The following is a 14788-nucleotide window of genomic DNA, read 5'->3' as shown; positions in this document are numbered from 1 at the left end:
TTCAGATTTGCAGTGCGTGGCCGCTTTTATCAGTCTGCAATCTGGCCATAAACCGCTGTAAAAACAGCCGGAGTGCCGCTGCTGCCTCCGGTTGGTTTAACTGGCTCAACAGTTCAGACACAACTTCCAGTGTACACAGTTCACCGGATTGCTGGTTCTTTCTCAAACGATACTCTGATGCCTGAGATGGACTGAGTTGTACCCGTGGCACCTCTTTTAACCACTGACTCTTCCTTTCCATTTTCTTTGCTTCCTGCCAGGTGCCATCGAGCACGATAAAATGCGGTGTTTTGCTGCTTTGCCCGGCCATTGCCAATCCTTCTGACAGTGACAGGCTTTCTTGTGAAGGGAAAAGTAATAGTGGCAATGCCTCGCTGTGTTCCAGTTGCTGTTCCAAACCGGGAGCAGGCTGAAGCCGCTGCCATTGATAAATCTGGCATGAAGGAAACATATCAGCGAGCCAGCGGCCGGTATTGGTATCCCGGCGAGCTTCCTGTTCATGCATCAGCAATGATAAATGAAGAGATGTACTCAGATGAGGAATCTCATCACATAAACACTGGTACTGAAGTCCGCAATGTGAACATTTACTCACTTTTTCTCCCTGTAGAGTGTCAGGCCACCATTGTTAATCTGGTAAATTTGTGCACCAACCTGCTCTTTCTGAGTGTGGAGCTTGTCACCGTCACGGCTGAAAATTCGCTGGGATAACAGATATTGTTGCTGATGCTGAGTCATTACAACCTGAACCTGATGATCATTCAGCGCTTGCCAGAACCCGGTTTCAATCAAAGGAGCCGGGTCATTGGTATAGGTATATAAGGTTCTTGCGCTATGGTCCGGATATAAATGGAGTGTGACTGAAAAGTTGTTGCTTTTGGTCGATGAAGCAAAGTAAGTGCCCACCCATGATCGGGAAGCGTCAATGTTACTCAGACGGGCACATCCATAACGGCGCTGTTTATTGTGTGTCAGTGTCGCTGTCCAGCCGTATACCTGGCTTTTATCGGGTCTGCAGGTCTCTGGTGTCAGAGACAGCTGTCCCTGACTGGTCAGATACAGTCGCCTGTCGGCCTGGGTCTGAATTTGCTGTAAATGCCATTGCTGGTTTGTCTGGCCGGGCAGTGTCGCAATGACTTTTTGCCCTGAAAGCATCACAGACCAAACCGGTTTAATACCACTGGCCTGCGTTGGCTGATAAGCCTGACTACAAGATTTCAGTGAGTCCGGGGTGGCATAATTGAGCTGCTTCGTGACCAGCATTGCCTGAAAGTCAGCGTTATAGCCGGTCAGACTGGGAATCGCCAGATGACCAAAAACTTCCCCATAAATTTCCTGATAGGGTGTTTTTGCCATGGTCATCAATGTACGTTGCATGGCCGGAGTCAAATGAAGCAGATATTGCTGACGACTGCCACAAGGAGAAAAAGAACTGCTTTTCGGGCCAATGGTTATCCGCCCGCGAAAGAGAATATCTGGTGTTTTAATATTGGCCAGATTTTCCAGAGAAACATCTCTTTTCCCCGGCTGAGGAGATGATACAGGAAGACTGCATGCCTGAAGTAAGTGCATGGTCAGAAGGATGATCAGCAGTCTTGGTGTCTTCATGGAACGATTCCTTGCCGGTAGAATAGGGTGAGGGGTTATTATGGCATATTCTGGCGAAATGCCGATATGCTTGTGACTGATATCATGCAAGACCAGAGATTTGGCTGTTCTACAGGTAAAACCGACATATCAGTACACCCTTTGTCGGGTGTACTGGCTGACGATATAGAAATGACAGGGCTCGTCAAAACACTTATTTGTTTTGCTTTTTCAGATATTCAGCAACTTTAGCTTTCATAATCTCTGAAGGCGTGTAGTTAACGACTTTGGGGGCATTTGAGTTATCAGAAACATCGTCCTGAGTTTCTTCCAGTAAATCAATAAAATCAAGAAAGCTGTCAGCGATATGAAATAAGCTTTGGCTTAAATCTCCTGAAACGGTTCTGTCCCAAACTTTCACTGAATCACCGGCGTTTTTATCTAAACAGATAAGGTTCCCTCCTGTAACTTCTCCAATAACAAACAGGTTGTCCGGGAGTTGCTCCGCATATTTTTCTCTCAGAGAAAATAAGTCATTATTTGAATCTTCACATTCTGCAAACAATGCTTCCAGAAACTCCTTGCCATGATCTGAAAAAGCAGAAGCCTCTTGACCTGTGAAACAAACTTCCTTGTCAAAAACACTGGTTTGGGAGAAATGGTTCAAAAAATCTCTGTAACCTTTGTCTTCGGGTAAATCAGAAGCTGCGGCTTGATGATTTTTTAAATATTGCTTTAAATCTGACTGGGCATTCTTTAGCGGACGAATACCCAGGTTGATTAAGTTTTGAAATTTATCAGTCATACTGAATTTTATCCATTATTGCGTAACTTAGATGCCCCACCAATGTGAGGTATATTCCCAGGGCAAGATCGCGAACGTTTTTTGAACTATTAGAACGATCAGGTTGACGATCATATTTCCCTGTGATCATATACGCTCCTTTGATGAAAGAGCGCTTCCTATTATGCACATTGACGAGTTTAAAGAATATTTCCATGCGGTAACAGATGAACGCCAATCTGCAAAGGTAACCTATTGCCTGTTTGAGGTATTGTTTGGCTCTTTATGTGCCGTTATTGCCGGAGCAAAAGGGTGGTTTGACATTCGCGAATACATTCTTGGTCATCATGATTGGTTTAAGCGTAATGATATGTTTATTAAAGACATCCCTGCCGATGATACGATAGCCCGTATCATCTCCAGAATTGACCCAGAGTCGTTTCACGCCTGCTTTATTGACTGGATGTCAGCGGTGCATTCATTGACTGATGGTCTCAAGTCGTTGCTATCGATGGAAAGACGCTTCGAGGCTCATACAACAGAGATGATCGCGCCAGCACTATTCACATGATTAGTGCTTATGCCTCTTCAAACAAGTTGGTGCTTGGACAGCTTAAAACAGAAGAGAAAAGCAATGAAATCACAGCAATACCTGAGCTGATTAAACTTCTCGATATCAAGGGTGCTTTGGTCACTATCGATGCAATGGCGTGTCAAACCGAAATAGCGAAAACGATCGTCGACCAAGGTGCCGATTACTTACTTGCAGTCAAAAACAATCAGGGCAAATTACGTCAGGCAGTCGAAGCAGTTTTTGCAACGCAACGGGCAACGGCGCCAGAGCGCATAGAGGCTGAGCAAGGTCATGGTCGTATTGAATCCCGTCAGGCATACGTATTAAGCAGTGAGACTCTCGATGGTAATTTCTCACGTTGGAAAGGACTTAAGTCCATTGTTACGGTAGAAAATTTCCGCTATCAAAAAGGCAAAGCGGCAGAGCTCGAGTATCGTTACTACATCAGCTCAAAGCAGTTGAATGCAGAGCAAGCAGCAAGCGCAGTTAGAGAGCATTGGGGCATAGAGTCAATGCACTGGGTTTTAGATGTCACCATGGCCGAAGATGCTTGCCAGATTTACAAGGGTCACGGAGCAGAAAACCTCTCTTGCTTACGTCATATTGGTCTAAATATGTTGCGTTCAGAGCCAACCAAACTGAGCATTGTTGGAAAGCAAAAACGCTGCATGATGAATACATCCATGTTGGAAGCCGTCCTTAATGCTGGTTTGAACTCGATGAATAAAAGTTAAACACTCATGCGGTCACCCTAAATAGTAATATTATAAAAATCATTCAAATAAAATTGCTTCAATATTACCACCACTATTATTAATAAACCTTACCATTTCATTGGAAACATCTATTCTTTTTTCTGAAGCGATATTTTTTTTATCCTGAAGCAATTTTGATATAAAATCACTCTTATATTCATTAGCAATTTCCAGATCACCTTTTACTCTGAAAACAAAATTCAATTGACAATAATCTGGCTCCTCATCGAGATCATAATCTTCATAGTCTAAAGGTGGACCAATCAGCATAAACTCAATATTTTTAAACTTTGCAATATATACAGCCAAAAAATCATCATAACGATCTGAGTGATCTTGCTCAAAATAAAATTCATCAAATATATTAGACAAGCTGGCTGCAACTCCAGAAAAACACTCTTCATCAATTCCTTTATCTATTCTTATTCCAACTTGCGCTTTATATGAATAATTCATAATTCTAACCATTTAAACTTATAGTTACTTCTGAGGTTTGATTTTTGATTCCAGATAAACCTGTGTATCACCCTTATTTAATTTTTTAATAATATCTTTTCCTCTCCAAACACGTATATCCATTTTTTCCTGTTTCAATCCCTTCAAGGCTGGATTGTTGTTCAAAGACTGTCTTACAGATTCCAGAATATCATCAATATTATCATCAATGTTAGATAAATCTTTGAAGAATGGTATCTTCGGAAATTTTGAATAAAGCTTATCACTAACAATAAACAAGTCTACATCATATCCCTGAGGGCCGTTATGAGGTACGGCAACTTTGTTTTTATGTGTATATTCACCATCAAAAGGGACTCTGTCTCCATCTGGACCACCAAACCTCTTATGTTCCCCTTTCATACCAGAAGCAACACTTCCCCGGAAACCAACCTGAGCATCAGGATCGAGTTTGTGAATGTAATCAATCACAGGCTGCATTTTTTCTTCAATCGCATCAATAATCTTCGCTCTTCTGGCAGCACTATCTTGACATTGACTACCTTTAATAACATACAACCCCAGCGGATCCACCCACCCCGTCGGGTTCGGCACATACTGATAATTATTCAAGCCACCCGCAAGCCCTATCGGGTCGATCGTAGTAAACCGTCCCGTGCCGGGGCTGTAATAACGGTGCCGGTTGTAATGAAGGCCGGTTTCGCTGTCATAATACTGCCCCTGAAAGCGCAGTGCACTTTGTATTTCTTCTGTGTGTTGGGTCAGCACATTGCCGTAAGCGCGGTATTGTACCGACCAGACACTTTGGCCCTGCACATCCGTCAGCTCGATGGGCGTACCGATTTGGTCCAGATGGTAGTAATACACTTCGCCGTTGTTTCTGCCTTCACCGCTGATTTGGGCCAGCGGGCGGAAGGTGCCGGGCTCGTACACGTAGGTTTTGTAATCACTGCCCGTGACTTCACCAATCAGGTTATCACCCTGCCATATAAACTCGGTGGTTGTGGTGGTTTGCGCTTTGTCCGTGACGACTTTTTTGGTTCTGCGGCCAAATGCATCATAGGTGTAGGTGGCGGTGGTGCCGTCCGGCATGCTGGCCTGAATCAGACGGTGTTGGCAGTCATACTCGTAAGTAGTAATGAGAGATTGATTCTTACCGCGTTTCTCAGTCATGAGACGCCCGAACTCATCGTACTCATAATGACTGTCCCCGTGGAAAGTGAGCTGGTTGCCGCCGGCTTCCGCCAGATTCAGTTCATCCTGACGTCTTCCCAGATGCTGAGACAAGACATTGCCCGTCGCATCATGGACAAAATGCTCTTCCAGATTGCCGCGTACGGCTTTCAGGCGTGACAGCGGGTCATAATCGAAATAACTGTCTCCAAAGCGGCTGTCAGCGATTTGCGACAAATTGCCCAGCGCGTCGTAACCGTAATCCCGCGTTCGGGTTTGGTGCCCGTTAATCGATTGGCTCTGATGAACTAATCTGCCCTGTGTATCATAATCAAAACTGCTGATCACCGCGCCCTGGGTCCGGCGGCTTTCTATCCCGTTCTGATATAAGTGCCGTGTCAGCACATGGTCATCCAGACTGATTTGATTGAGTAATCCGCCCTGACCTCGCTGGTAGTGCAGCACTTTGGCATCCGGCAGTTGCCATTTCACTACCTGACCGACCACATCATACTCAAAATAGTTTGAGGCCCAGTTCTGATGCTCTTCCGTGACCCGGTTGAGTAAATCATACTTCCATGCAAGTGGGGTTTCACCATCATCGATACTGGCAAGGTTCCCACTCTCATCGTACCCGTAGGCCACTTTGTTGCCATCAGGCAGCACTTTTTCACTCAGGCGGCCCATTTCATCATGAGTAAATTCGGTCACCAGTTCGGTGCCTTCGCTACCCACTTCGGTTTTCTTCAGCAGCTGGCCGAGCAAATCATACGCATAATGCATCTGCCGCCCGTCGAAGGTGGTTTCTGTTTTCACCAGGCCATTAGTAAAGTAATCAATGTTGTAGGCTTCACCGCGTTCGTTGGTGATTTGGCTGACAAAACGTTTCGGGTTGTCGTACAGATAGCTCAGGCTGGTGCCGTCCGGATTGGTCACCCGGCTTAGCAGATGGCTGTTCTCTTCGTATTCATACGCTGTTTTGCGTCCTGCTTCATCCATCACTTCTGTCACTTTGCCGTAAGCGTTGTAACAGAAGGTTTTGGACTTGCCGTTGGGCTGAATCAGTTTGACTAACCGGTCCGCTTCATCCCACTGATATTGCGTCACGCCGCCAATGGAGGATTTCTGGTAAATCACCCGGCCGCTGATATCATGGCGGTATTGGCTGGTGGTGCCGTCCGGGTACCTTTCCTCAATCAGCATCCCCAGCCGGTTCCAGCTGAGCTGATGCTCACTGCCGTCCGGGTACGCAATCCGGGACAGATTGCCTTGCGGGTTATAGTGGTAGAATGTGGTTTGATGCAGTGGGTCACGCTTTTCGGTTAAGTCGCCTTCCAGATTATAGAAATAACGCCAGGTGGCATCGCCACAAGTGACTTTGAACAGGTGGCCCAGCAGATACTCAAAACTGATTTCTGTTCCATCCGGCAGAACTGTGAGTTCCCGTTGCCCTTCATCATCATAATAATGCAGGGTTTCATAGCCTAAAGCATCGACACTCCGGACGAGTTGCCCGTCATCATTGTATTCCTGAGTTGTGACCGCACCATCCGGATCTGTTGTGTTGATCAGGTTGGTTTCTTCATCATGCTGATAAACTTCTGTGCTGCCATCCGGATAACTCACAGTGACTGTATGTGCTTCATCATCCCACAGGTAACTGGCCTGAAAACCGGTATTACTCCAGTGTTTGGTACAACGAACATCTTTACTTTCGCCTTCCCACTCCCAGCCAAATGTCATTCCGCCAGCCATTTGTCGCCCGGTAATCACATGTTGTTCGTTGTAGTGATAATACTCGCCTTCACCCGCTTCATTCTGTTCTGAGATGAGCTGACTGCTTTCGTTGTAGTCATACTGATGCATTAACCGTTGTGTTTGCCACTCACGTCCGTCGGGGGTATCTGAAAAGGTTTTCAGTTCAATGCTGCTGATTAAGTCAGCTTCGTTATAGTTCAGCCACAGGGCAATACCATGCGGATTCACTACCGCTTGCGGTTGCTGGTTCTGGTTATATTGAATGAAGAGTTCGTTGTTGTAGTTATCTGAAAGCCGGACTAAGTGGCCTGTATTTCCCTGACGCTTAAAGTGCAGGAAAGGAAGCTCTGGTGCAGATAAAACGAATTCACCGGCTTTATCACTGAGATAGAGTGTTGCACCGGCGATCGGATTTGTCGATTCACTGATCGCTTCATCCGGTAACAGTAACGATGTCACTCTGTTTTCATTGTCATACCAGAGGACTTCATCACCGGTAAATTCAAGTTGATGAGAAAGTGTATGGCTCCATCCGTAACCCAGATAAGACTTGACCTCACAGGCGGAAGTCCGGTAGGTCCGTTTAAATGTAAAAGGGACGGCTCCGGGGAGTATGACATCTTCAATCGTCAGTAATTCTTCTCCACTGACCATCGATACCGGGCATCCGTTGATACAGATGTTTTTTTCTTTGTTGGTCTTTTTCTTATTCCGGGTATTGCCCTTTCTTTTCAGTTTCTTGGTTTTTTTATTGTTGGTTATTTTCAGCCTTGTTTTGCTTTTACCATTCCGGCTGATGCTGGTTGCTTCTTTGGTGAGTTTCGTTTTGTTTTTTTTGCCGAATTTTTGTTTCTTTTTGCGTGCTTTGTTGAAGCTTCCTTCTCCTTTCGTCACCGCTTTTTTGAGTTCCGGCATGTACTTTTTGGTATCTTTTTGGGCAATTTTGATGATTTCTTCAATTTTTTTGACCCAATCTACGGCCTTGCCTAATTTTTTCTTAGCCATCAATGACTCCTTGTGCCATCCCCGCAACATCCCGTAATTTTTCAAAACTTTTAGAAATAATTCCGCCGGGAACGACAACGGAAAGAATGACTTCCACCAGGACGGAAGCCAGGCTGACAGAAACAAAATCAATAATCTGGCGGGGGCTTAACAGTTGAATCCAGCAAAACACCGCTTTGACACATAAAAAACAGCGGGCTTCATCTTTGAGCATCATCAGCATTTCAACGGCTTCTTTCCCGGCTTCCTGAATTTTTTGTACGATGAGTTCCGGGTTTTCGACATATTTTGCCAGTGTTTTGATTAACTGAGTGGGGTGGGAAAGTAATTTGAACAGGTCCGCGATCTCATCCCACGCTTTGACCAGTTCGATGACGGCATTGTGCAGAAAACGCTTCACCTCAGCACCCACATCAATCGGATGGGCAAGGAAGTCTGCCCACTCTTCTTTTTGACTTTTCCACTGAGATTCAAGCCAGTTCATCATACTGTTGAGCGTGACATCATATGATTGGAGCAATCGGTTCATGTCACTTTGAGTGACATCTGGCTGAAAATTAATTTGCAGCATTTTGCCGGCATAAGTTGCTTTATCAAGATGGAGATCTTTATGTCCATCTTCTCCAATCGTATCTTCATATGGCGGACCATCCTTGATATAACTATCTGATCTGAACCAGTGTTTTTTTACTTTAACCGGCTGAATTTTAAACGGAGTCCCTCCGATAGGGATAAAACTTTCCGCTTCAAAGCAATGGACTAAAGTTAGCTTCCCATCCAGTGGACACTTGACTATATCTGCACGGATACTTGAATCATCAATGTCAGCGGATTTTGTATGTCCGTTGACCATTACCTTTTGATCCATCTCTAATGCCCAGCCATAGAGCAGGTTTTCAGATTGCTTTTTATACTCATCAATTGAACTCATGAAATCAGCTTTTACTGCGTTGAATTTTTCGTCTAAGAATTGATTGGTCGCATTTTTATCAGTCATTGTTTAACTTCCTGTCCGAACTGCCAATAAGCAAGCGAATGTTGATTGCTGAAATGATTCACAGAAAATAAAAACCGGCACGATAGCTGAGGCGGAAGAGAGAAGGTGCTCAACCCATGCTGATGGCTCAGTTCTTTTTGATGTACTGATTATTTAAGTGAAATTAGGTGATATGATACTTCATTTATATCTAATGTATCTAATGTATCTAATGTTATTTGACATAAAGCACTGGGTGAAAATCCCCGGCCTTAAAAAATGTGAGTCAGATATCAATTAATGACTCCGACCCACAAGGAGAGTTCCGGCGTATGTGTTGGTGTCAGAACAAAGGCTTCAGATGTTGATAAAGTTTCCGGAACGTCACGCGTTTATTTTGATACGCCTGATGAGCGGCCAGGTCGGGTTGATGACGATCAAGCTGAGGTGGCACCGGACAAATGTCATCTGTCCGGGATAATCCCTCAGTGCCTAATGCTGCGAGTCTGGCAGCTCCGAGCGCCGGCCCGACGTCTCCGCCCTGCCGGTAGGTGAGTGTCATGCCGGTAATATCAGCCAGCATCTGACGCCAGTAAGCACTGCGTGCACCGCCGCCAATCAGGCTGACTTCCTGTGGAATATTTCCGGTTGCATGGAGTGCGTCTGCGCCGTCAGCAAAAGCAAACCCAACACCTTCGAGAACTGCCTGAACCAGATGAAAGCGTGTGGTCTCATGCGTCATGCCAAAAAAGACACCTTTTGCATCTGGGTTATTATGTGGTGTCCGCTCCCCGGATAAGTAGGGCAGGAAGATGACCGGATTCAGTTCTGGCAGATTGTCTTCAAGTTGCGTCAGCATCTCGCCGACGGCACTGAAGCCGGTTAAATTTGCGACCCAGTCCAGACAGGAGGCCGCACTCAGCATGACCGACATATGATGCCAGGTCTTGGGCAAAGCATGACAGAAAGTATGTAATGCCGACGCCGGGTTGGACTGACAACCATCGCTGACCGCAAAATATACGCCGGAAGTGCCTAGTGACAGCATCGCTTGTCCGGGCCGGGTAATCCCTGAGCCCACCGCACCTGCTGCATTGTCACCGCCGCCGGCGATAACGGGTACAGACGGCATGCCCCATTGTTTAGCGACAGATTCACTCAGATAACCGGTGATCTCTGTTCCTTCATATAATTTTGGCATCTGCGCCTGCGTTAAACCGCAGGCTTGCAGCATGGCATCATTCCAGCAGCGTCCTGCCAGATCCAGCCAGCAGGTACCGGCAGCATCAGACATATCCGTTGCAAACTGGCCGGTCATTTGCCAGCGCAGATAGTCTTTCGGTAAGAGAACTTTCGCGATTCGTGTAAAGATATCCGGTTCATGTTTTTGCACCCATTTGAGCTTTGGTGCGGTGAAACCGGGCATGATCAGGTTGCCGGTAATTTGACGGCTTTCCGGGACCTGTGTTTCCAGCTCCTGACATTCTCTGGCACACCGGCCATCATTCCACAAAATCGCCGGACGCAGCACATTGCCTTTGACATCAATCAGTGTTGCGCCGTGCATTTGTCCGGAAAGACCAATGGCTTTGACCTGCTTCAGATCAGCCTGTTGTCCCAGTTGCTGAATACAGTCACAGGTCGCCTGCCACCATTGCAACGGATTTTGTTCGGACCAAAGGGGCTGTGGACGTGATATATCTAGTGATGATGTGCCGGTTGCGATGATTTCTCCGGATGAAGACAGGGCAATCACTTTTACCCCGGACGTTCCAAGATCGATACCAATGTACATATGCTTATTTGCCTTTTCGGGTATATTTATTGTGGCTATTCCCTGAACTATCGTCACAGTTCAGCAGATCCAGATGTTATTTTTGTATGTTAGTCTGATTGATATTACGGACAATTATGATTTCTGGTTGCTTATTTCTGTTATTTCATCAACGCGTGAGTGATCACACTACCGGGCGGGACACACTGTTAATCTTGACGATCGTTGTAGATGCATTGCAAGCGGATGATTATTGGCGTTCGCGAATGTTCCGGTTATTTCAGGAAACAGGTATTAAATAACATGATGGATAAACGTTATCGGATAAATCTGCTTTTTAATGCAAATAAAGTGTATGACCGACAGGTCATTGAGGGAATTGGAGAGTATTTACAGGCATCCCAGTGTAACTGGGATGTCTTTCTTGAGGATGAGTTTACTGCAGATCCTGAGAGTTTTCAGGCATGGCACGGTGACGGTGTGATTGCTGACTTTGACAATCCAGAGATTGAATCTTTGTTCCGCAACGTCGATATTCCGGTGGTTGGTGTGGGCGGATCATATCAGGATGCCAGTATGTATCCTGATGTGCCTTATGTGGCGACAGATAACGCTGCGCTGGTGAATCTGGCACTACAGCATCTGAAGGAAAAAGGGCTGGAAAACTTTGCCTACTACGGATTGCCCGAAGACCCGCGCAAGCGATGGGCGCAGGAGCGTGAAAGTGCATTTCTGGCGCTGATGAAATCTGAAGGCTATTCCGGTGCTGTGTTCCGCGGTAATGCGACAGACCCGAAAACCTGGCAGTACGATATGAACCGTCTGGCTGACTGGCTGCAAATGCTGCCGACTCCGGTCGGTATTATTGCGGTGACGGATGCCAGAGCGAGGCACTTGCTTCAGGTATGCGATAATCTGAATATTATGGTGCCGGATAAAGTCGCAGTTATCGGGATTGATAATGAGCAACTGGCTCGTTTTCTGACCCGGGTTTCTCTGAGCTCAGTCGGACAGGGTTGCAAAACGATGGGCTATCAGGCGGCCAAATTATTACATCAGCAGCTTGAGTACCAACAGCAGAAGAAAAATGAGCCCTGTCGCATTATTATTCCGCCTGCCAAAGTATATGAACGTCAAAGTACGGATTATCAGGCGCTGAAAGATCCTTATGTGATTCAGGCAATGCACTTCATCCGGCGCAATGCCTGCAAAGGCATCAAGGTGGAACAGGTGCTGAATTCGGTGGGTGTTTCACGGTCTAATTTAGAAACCCGCTTCAAGCAGGAAATGGGGCATTCGATTCACCATGAAATTCACCATGCGAAGCTGCGCCGGTCCTGCCATCTGCTGGCAACCACGATGCTGTCTATTCAGGAAATTTCGGAACTATGTGGTTATCCATCTCTGCAATATATGTATTCAGTGTTCAAAAAAGACCTGGCACAAACACCAAAAGATTACCGGGATATCAAACTAACGCGCTGATCCTGTTAACCTCAGATGCGTGAAGCGGGAATGGCGCTTTCTGGTGACAGAACCCTCCCGCCTGATCGCTGAAAACCGGCTCATTTTTCCTGCATGGATTGATGCAAACAGAGACCCATTCCGGTTTTACCACATGGCGCTTCTATTTCAGGGATAACCTGCTACGATAAACCGGTGATGTCTTTTGAATCCCGGTATCCGTTAGTCAATGCTTTGCCCCGGGATTTGTTGTACAGGAAGATATGATGAGCAGGTATCTGATTTTACTGATGATATATTTTTTTTCGTGTGCGGCTTACGCAGCGGGGATCATTGTCGAGCCTGATTCCCCGGTCGCACAGGGGCAAACTTTGTCTGAAGATATTGGTATCGGGATGCATAGTGGCGAGATGAACCCGATTTTGTTTATGGGGTGTGAGCTCCCGTGTCGTCAGGTGCAAACCTTCAGTACAGCCGATGATGATCAGGAAGAAATTATCATTCAGCTGTTTCGTGGCCGCTCTAAATATGTCAAAGATGATACCGGACTCGGCACGTATCAATTATCCGGTATATATCCGCAGAAAAAAGGCAAAGCGCAGATTCAGGTTTTGTTTGGGGTTTCTGACGGGCGGATCTGGCTGATGGCTTCTGACGTGAATGGTTATGCCGACATTAATATCAATAAAGTGGAAGCCCGATAATTTGCTGTTTTTCTCATCTTTTTATCTGAACCTGCTTCACATTTGTTTAATATCAGGGCGAATTATTCCCGGATATCAAGTATTAAGAATTCTGTATATACCCAAGTGACCTCAAGACGCAGGATTCAAAGTGTCATCAACAGGTTCATCAACAGGTTCAGTTCAGGGAAAATAACTGAAGGTAAGATGACCCTTTCACCATTATTTTTAATGAGATCCCAAGGTATAAAAATCAGGTGATTGAAGCGGCTCTTGTGACTTCGATCACCGGCCCAATCGTTTATTTTTTATGAATAGTCGTTTTATTTTCTAACAACAGTATGTCCGCATCCACCGGATATATTTTGAGCAGTGAACGTCGATATGGAACCAGATATTATTCATTTACCGGTGATGAAATTTGCCGGCTGCCGGGAAGCTCTGGATTTGCATTCCGGTAATCTCTCTGAGGTTCAGCAGGCATGGTATCGTTTTTTTCACCTGGATTCCGGCCTGCTTAAGCATAAAGTCCGAAACAATCAGTTTTGGGGAGTGACTTCTGAAATTGATTCAATCCCCCATACTTATATGGCTGGCTGTCAGGTTGCTGAATATGACTTAAACTTAAGTACACATGGCATAGAAACTTTTGAAACGAGAGCGCAGCAATTCGCCAGGTTTGAGCACCGTGGTCATGTTGACAATATGGGCGAAACGATTTGTCAGGCTTTTGAATGGCTGAAGCAGAGTGATTTTGAGCTGGAAGATACTTACATTTTAGAGATGTATGATGAGCGGTGTGATTCTGACTATCAGGAGTCTTATGTCGTTGAACTTTACTTTCCTGTTCAGCATACAAACCGGGGCTGAACGCCCCGTCGATCATTTATAATGATACAGTCTGGCGCAGCCATGAGATACCACCGGCAAAGTTCTCTTCCCGGATTAAAGATTGGATATCATGGCTGTCAGTTTCGTAGACAGCAACAGTCAGTTTGTCACCTGGCATCAGATAGTTCTGCTCACCAAATGGCGCATATGCTGTTGCACCCACAGAAATAACGCAAGTTTCAGGATAATCATGGGCTTTTAACAGGGCAGGAATATTTTCCAGCGGGCCGTTATCGTCCTGATGATTCATTGCGTCAATCAGCCATTCAATCAATTCCTGATTAAACAGGCTGTAATCGCTGATTTTTGCATCGATGCCATAAGGGTGTAATTCACCATCTCTTTCCACAAAAGAAGCCAGTGAATATTGATGGATGTTGCCTTCAGGATTAAATTGATCAAGCGCGATCCATGTCTCGCTGACCCCTTTACTGGCCGGTCCCCAGTTTTTCTTTTCAGAAATTTTCTTTGCGCCTTCTTTTCTCAGTGTACAGTCATTGAAAGCCGCAAAATGTGTTGGTTTCAGGCCGACAACCTGATTGTTCTCGTATTGAACCTGACAGTAAATAGCAACTTCCGGCTCAAGCTGAGGGCACTCATGATCAGGAATGATTTGCTCTGAAGATGAGTATGGATATTGACTGAGCACAGTCTCTGCTTTTGGCAGATAAAAAGGAAAAATACCTTTTGGTTTATTGGCTTCAGTGATGATATTGGCGAAATCTTTCATTTCTCCGGCTTGTTCTAAATGTCCGGCAAAGTTACCGGCAATTCCGAATCCGATTACATCATTTAGATTCATAGTTCGTTCCGTATATTGGTTAATTGTTAAGCTAAGTGAGATCGGGAGATTAGATTGTTGAGCATTAAATCTCCGCCGGGATGTTTTTTCCCTGTTGTCAATCTTT

The 14788-nt window shown here is 45.6% G+C and carries 11 protein-coding genes and 1 pseudogene; 4 read left to right on the top strand and 8 right to left on the bottom strand.

What is annotated here, in order from left to right; genetic code table 11:
- Position 1 precedes the first annotated feature (1 nt).
- The 3 genes from OCV29_RS16980 to OCV29_RS16970 all read right to left on the bottom strand — a co-directional run bounded on the left by OCV29_RS16980 (position 2) and on the right by OCV29_RS16970 (position 2392).
- Positions 2-595, bottom strand: a complete 594-nt coding sequence (locus OCV29_RS16980; RefSeq protein WP_073604299.1) for a tRNA-uridine aminocarboxypropyltransferase — start codon at positions 593-595, stop codon at positions 2-4.
- Entirely contained in the window at positions 592-1608 is a 1017-nt protein-coding gene (locus OCV29_RS16975; protein WP_073604298.1) for a hypothetical protein, read from the bottom strand. The genes OCV29_RS16980 and OCV29_RS16975 overlap by 4 nt, the downstream gene beginning before the upstream one ends.
- Before the next feature lie 193 nt (positions 1609-1801).
- Entirely contained in the window at positions 1802-2392 is a 591-nt protein-coding gene (locus tag OCV29_RS16970; RefSeq protein ID WP_073604297.1) for an SMI1/KNR4 family protein, read from the bottom strand.
- Positions 2393-2555: 163 nt separating this feature from the next.
- On the opposite strand from OCV29_RS16970, the pseudogene OCV29_RS16965 reads away from it, so the two are divergent.
- Positions 2556-3679: pseudogene (locus OCV29_RS16965) on the top strand (ISAs1 family transposase).
- 39 nt (positions 3680-3718) lie between these two features.
- Here OCV29_RS16965 and OCV29_RS16960 read toward each other — a convergent pair.
- The 4 genes from OCV29_RS16960 to xylB form a co-directional block, all read right to left on the bottom strand.
- Positions 3719-4156 carry a hypothetical protein gene (locus tag OCV29_RS16960; protein WP_073604458.1) on the bottom strand — a complete coding sequence of 146 codons (438 nt, stop codon included), beginning with the start codon at positions 4154-4156 and terminating at the stop codon, positions 3719-3721.
- 24 nt (positions 4157-4180) lie between these two features.
- The gene (locus OCV29_RS16955; protein ID WP_073604459.1) at positions 4181-8092 is read right to left on the bottom strand and encodes an RHS repeat-associated core domain-containing protein; all 3912 of its coding nucleotides are present in this window, start codon (positions 8090-8092) and stop codon (positions 4181-4183) included.
- Positions 8085-9089 (bottom strand): Rhs family protein, encoded by a 1005-nt coding sequence (locus OCV29_RS16950; protein ID WP_073604460.1) that lies wholly within the window; start codon positions 9087-9089, stop codon positions 8085-8087. Before OCV29_RS16950 ends, OCV29_RS16955 begins: the two co-directional genes overlap by 8 nt.
- A gap of 322 nt (positions 9090-9411) precedes the next feature.
- Positions 9412-10863: a xylulokinase gene (gene xylB / locus OCV29_RS16945; protein WP_073604461.1), complete on the bottom strand. Its 1452-nt coding sequence runs from the start codon at positions 10861-10863 to the stop codon at positions 9412-9414.
- Positions 10864-11145: 282 nt separating this feature from the next.
- Between xylB and OCV29_RS16940 the strand changes: the two genes are divergently transcribed.
- From OCV29_RS16940 to OCV29_RS16930, 3 genes are all read left to right on the top strand, one after another.
- On the top strand, positions 11146-12327 hold the full coding sequence (locus OCV29_RS16940) for a XylR family transcriptional regulator (RefSeq protein WP_073604462.1): 1182 nt from the start codon (positions 11146-11148) through the stop codon (positions 12325-12327).
- Positions 12328-12569: 242 nt separating this feature from the next.
- Positions 12570-13010, top strand: coding sequence for an Hsp70 family protein (locus OCV29_RS16935; protein ID WP_139281615.1), 441 nt, complete (start codon positions 12570-12572; stop codon positions 13008-13010).
- Positions 13011-13373: 363 nt separating this feature from the next.
- On the top strand, positions 13374-13859 hold the full coding sequence (locus OCV29_RS16930; protein WP_073604464.1) for a GyrI-like domain-containing protein: 486 nt from the start codon (positions 13374-13376) through the stop codon (positions 13857-13859).
- Between the two features lie 16 nt (positions 13860-13875).
- Here OCV29_RS16930 and OCV29_RS16925 read toward each other — a convergent pair whose 3' ends face one another.
- A complete protein-coding gene (locus tag OCV29_RS16925) occupies positions 13876-14682 on the bottom strand; it encodes a DUF5718 family protein (RefSeq protein WP_073604465.1) in 807 nt (268 codons plus the stop codon).
- Between the last annotated feature and the right edge of the window lie 106 nt (positions 14683-14788).

The sequence above is a fragment of the Vibrio aerogenes genome, assembly GCF_024346755.1.
Lineage (GTDB): Bacteria > Pseudomonadota > Gammaproteobacteria > Enterobacterales > Vibrionaceae > Vibrio > Vibrio aerogenes.
The sequence above is the reverse complement of the archived record's forward strand: the minus strand, read 5'-3'. Positions and strand labels throughout refer to the sequence as shown.